At 47.5% G+C, this 221-nt stretch carries 1 protein-coding gene; it reads left to right on the top strand.

What is annotated here, in order from left to right; translation table 11 throughout:
* Positions 1 to 221, top strand: a 221-nt coding sequence (locus Q8X51_RS32255) for a hypothetical protein (protein WP_407694958.1), incomplete at both ends; no start/stop codon positions are given.

Genomic DNA, 221 nt, shown 5'->3' on the forward strand with positions numbered 1-221 from the left:
TGTTGTTTGACGCTATTAACGATTCGATCTTCTCGGTCGAAAGCGGAGAAAAAGAGGTGTTGACAGCAGCGTGTAACGCTGTAGAATTCGCCTCCCCGCTGACGAGAGATCGGAAGCGCAAGTGGTTGAAGTTGTTGAAGAAATCTTCGAAAGCTTCTGAAAATAATCACTTGACAGCAAATGAGGCTGCTGTAGAATGCGCGCCTCGGTTGAGACGAAAG

The organism is Pseudomonas sp. Yb2C2, assembly GCF_052112325.1.
Classification (GTDB): Bacteria; Pseudomonadota; Gammaproteobacteria; order Pseudomonadales; family Pseudomonadaceae; genus Aquipseudomonas; species Aquipseudomonas marginalis.